5 protein-coding genes are annotated in these 3536 nt (G+C 74.9%); all 5 read left to right on the top strand.

What is annotated here, in order from left to right; all coding sequences use genetic code 11:
* A partial coding sequence (locus GTW08_RS11140) for a PucR family transcriptional regulator (protein ID WP_161151861.1) occupies window positions 1-470 on the top strand: 470 nt, incomplete at its 5' end.
* An 11-nt stretch (window positions 471-481) separates the two neighbouring features.
* Window positions 482-1099 (top strand): Maf family protein, encoded by a 618-nt coding sequence (locus GTW08_RS11135; RefSeq protein WP_073576376.1) that lies wholly within the window; start codon window positions 482-484, stop codon window positions 1097-1099.
* A 40-nt stretch (window positions 1100-1139) separates the two neighbouring features.
* Window positions 1140-2030 (top strand): sulfurtransferase, encoded by an 891-nt coding sequence (locus tag GTW08_RS11130; RefSeq protein WP_073576377.1) that lies wholly within the window; start codon window positions 1140-1142, stop codon window positions 2028-2030.
* Window positions 2027-2479: a SufE family protein gene (locus tag GTW08_RS11125; protein WP_073576378.1), complete on the top strand. Its 453-nt coding sequence runs from the start codon at window positions 2027-2029 to the stop codon at window positions 2477-2479. Before GTW08_RS11130 ends, GTW08_RS11125 begins: the two co-directional genes overlap by 4 nt.
* Window positions 2480-2645: 166 nt before the next feature.
* A partial coding sequence (locus GTW08_RS11120) for a TIGR04222 domain-containing membrane protein (protein ID WP_161151860.1) occupies window positions 2646-3536 on the top strand: 891 nt, incomplete at its 3' end.

Here is a 3536-nt window from a genome sequence, read left to right as displayed (position 1 = left end):
GCCCCTCGGGCGGGCCGTCGGACCTGCGCCGCGCGCACACCGAGGCCGCTGACGTCGCCGCGGCGGCCCGTGCCCTGGGCCGCACCACCGGGCACGCGGACTTCGCCTCGCTCGGCGCGGTCGGCGCGGTGATCCGGGACCGGACCGGCACCACGTCGCGGGAGATCGTCGGGCGCCACCTCGGCCCGGTCCTCGACTACGACCGGCGCCGGCGTACCCGGCTGGCCGAGACGCTGTGGCACTGGTTCGCCGCGGGCGAGCTGCTCGCCCCGGCCGCCGACGCGTTGTCGGTGCACCCGAACACCGTGCGCCAGCGCCTCGAACGCGTCGACGACCTGCTCGGACCGGACTGGCGCACCCCCGAGGGCCGCTTCCACCTGCACCTGGCGCTGCGCCTGCACCGCGTCGCCGGGCCGGACCGGACCACCGACCCGGTGGCGGACCACGGCTCCGCGGTGGCGGGCCGGTAGCGTCCGACGTCGTGCGCCTGGTTCTCGCCTCCGCCTCCCCCGCCCGCCTGTCGGTCCTGCGCGCCGCCGGGGCCGACCCCGCCGTGGAGGTCTCCGACGTCGACGAGGACGCCCTGCTCGCCGCGCACCCCGACGCCGACCCCGCGCGCAAGGTGACGCTGCTGGCCGCGGCCAAGGCCGCCGCCGTCGCCGACCGGCTGACCGGTGACGGCGTGGTCGTGGGCTGCGACTCCATGCTGCTCGTCGACGGTGAGCTGGTCGGCAAACCGCACGACGCGGAGACCGCGCGGCGCCGCTGGAAGGCCATGGCCGGGCGCACCGGCGAGCTGTTGACCGGGCACGCCGTCCTGCGCCTGGCCGGCGGAGCGGTCGTGCAGGAGGCCGAGGGGCACGCCGGGACCGGGGTGCGCTTCGCCGAGCCGACCGACGCCGAGCTGGACGCCTACCTCGCCACCGGCGAGCCGCTGGAGGTCGCGGGCGCGTTCACCCTGGACGGGCTGGGCGGCTGGTTCGTCGAGGGCATCGACGGCGACCCGTCCAACGTGATCGGGATCAGCCTGCCGCTGCTGCGCCGCCTGCTGGGCGCGGTCGGGGTGTCGGTGGTCGATCTGTGGACGCCACGGTCCTGACCGCCGTGTGGGTGTCGGGGCACGCGGTTACCCTGCGGCCATGACTGTCGGACACGACCCCGACCCGAAGCTCGCCGAATACGCGCACCCCGAGCGCCTGGTCACCACCGCCTGGCTGGCGGAGCACCTGAAGGACCCCGGTCTGGTGGTCGTGGAGTCGGACGAGGACGTCCTGCTCTACGACACCGGGCACATCCCCGGCGCGGTGAAGGTCGACTGGCACACCGAGCTCAACGACCCGGTCACCCGTGACTACGTCGACGGCACCCGCTTCGCCGAGATCATGTCCGAGCGTGGCATCGGCCGGGACACCACGATCGTCGTCTACGGGGACCGGAACAACTGGTGGGCCGCCTACGCGCTGTGGGTGTTCTCCCTGTTCGGCCACACCGACGTGCGGCTGCTCGACGGCGGCCGGTCCAAGTGGGTCGCCGAGGGCCGCGAGATGGTCACCGACGCGCCCGCCCCGGCCCGGGCCGACTACCCGGTCGTCGAGCGCGACGACTCCGGCATCCGGGCCTTCAAGGACGACGTCCTCGCCCACCTGGGCAGGCCGCTGGTCGACGTGCGGTCCCCGCAGGAGTACACCGGCGAGAAGCTGCACATGCCCGACTACCCGCAGGAGGGCGCGGTCCGCGGCGGGCACATCCCGGGTGCGGCGAGCGTCCCGTGGGCCCGTGCCGCCGCCGAGGACGGGTCCTTCAGGAGCCGTGCCGAGCTGTCCGCGATCTACGAGCAGGAGCAGGGGCTGTCGGCCTCGGACGACGTCGTCGCCTACTGCCGGATCGGTGAGCGTTCCAGCCACACCTGGTTCGTGCTGACGTACCTGCTGGGCTTCGACCGGGTCCGCAACTACGACGGCAGCTGGACCGAGTGGGGCAACGCCGTGCGCGTGCCGATCGTGCAGGGCGAGGAGCGCGGGTCCGCGTGAGCTCCACCGATCCGGGCACCCTGCCCCCCGATCTCGCCGAGCTGGTCGACGACTTCGCCGCGGTCGGCCCGAAGGACCGTCTCCAGTTGCTGCTGGAGCTGTCCCAGGAGCTGCCGGACCTGCCCGAGCGCTACGCCGAGACCGCGGACACGATGGAGCAGGTCCACGAGTGCCAGTCGCCGCTGTTCCTCGCCGTCGAGGTGGAGGACGGCGGTGAGCGGCCGGTGCACCTGTTCTTCTCCGCACCGAAGGAGGCGCCGACCACCCGCGGGTTCGCCTCGATCATGGTGACCGGGCTGGACGGGCAGCCCGCCGCGGCGGTGCTGGCCGTGCCGGACGACTTCTACACCGACCTCGGCCTCGCCGAGGCCGTCAGCCCGCTGCGGCTGCGCGGCATCGCGGCGATGCTGGCGCGCATCAAGAACCAGGTGCGGGCCGCGACCGCCTGAGCCCCCACACTCACTCCCGCGACAGCCGGGGTCACCGTCGGTGATCCCGGCTGTCGTCGTCCGCGGCCCTTCCTCAAGTCCACCTCAAATCGGTCACCCGGTCGGGGTGAGCGGGCGCACACTGCTTCGAACGACGAAGTGTCGCTCACCGCAGGGGGTGGTGGAGATGGGCACGAACCTCACCGGGGACACCTGGGGCATCCCGGGTCAGACCTTCCTGGTCCTCTACGTCGTCGCGCTGGTCCTGGTCTCCGGGATCGTGCTGCGCCGGCGGCGGACGATCGCGCAGGGGGATCCGCGCGGCGCCCGCACCCTCGACAGCAGGCCCGAGGACGTCGCGTACCTCAACGGCGGCCCCGAGCTGGCCGTGCACGCGGCTCTGTCGGCCATGCACGTCGACGGCAGTCTGGTCACCTCCGGCCGCACCACGGGCCAGGTGCGGGCGGGCCGGGTCCCCGGGCACGGCGCGTCGGCGCTGCAGCGGGCGATCCACCGCTCCGCGCAGCGTCTGACCCCGGGCCGGATGCTGGGCACCCACGAGCCGGTCCGCACCGAGCTGGCCCGGGCCGCGCAGCGGCTGGAGACCGCGGGGCTGCTGCTGTCCCCGACCGACCGGGTCCGTTACCGGGCGACCGCCTGGCCGGTCGGGGTGCTCGCCCTCGCCGGTGCGGTACGGATCGCCGCCGGTCTGGGCGGTGGGCGCCCGGTCGGGTTCCTGCTCGCGCTCGTCGCCGCCACCGCGGTGTTCGCCACGGTGCTCGCGACGCGGGTGCCCGACCGGACCCGGGCCGGGGACGCCGCGCTCTCCGTCGTCCGGTCCCGGAACGACGCGCTGTCGCCGTCGATGCGCCCGGACTGGACGGCCGTCGGGCCCGCCGCGGCCGCGCTGTCGGTCGGTGCGTTCGGGGTCGGCGCGATGCTGGCCGCCGAGCCCGCCTTCGCCGAGGAGCTCGCCGCGCAGAAGCTCGCCACGCTCGGTGGGGCGCCCGCCGCGACCGGGGGCGGCTCCTCCGACGGCGGTGGCGTCGTCGGCTGGTCCGGCGGTGACAGTGGCGGG

This window comes from Pseudonocardia sp. SID8383 (genome assembly GCF_009864975.1).
GTDB lineage: Bacteria > Actinomycetota > Actinomycetes > Mycobacteriales > Pseudonocardiaceae > Pseudonocardia > Pseudonocardia alni.
Note: the sequence above shows the minus strand (reverse complement) of the source record. Positions and strands in the feature narration are given on the sequence as shown.

Bases quoted from the DNA above. Each gene is read 5' to 3' on its own strand.
- GTW08_RS11130 (WP_073576377.1), top strand. From the start codon at position 1,140: ATGACTGTCGGACACGACCCCGACCCGAAGCTCGCCGAATACGCGCAC.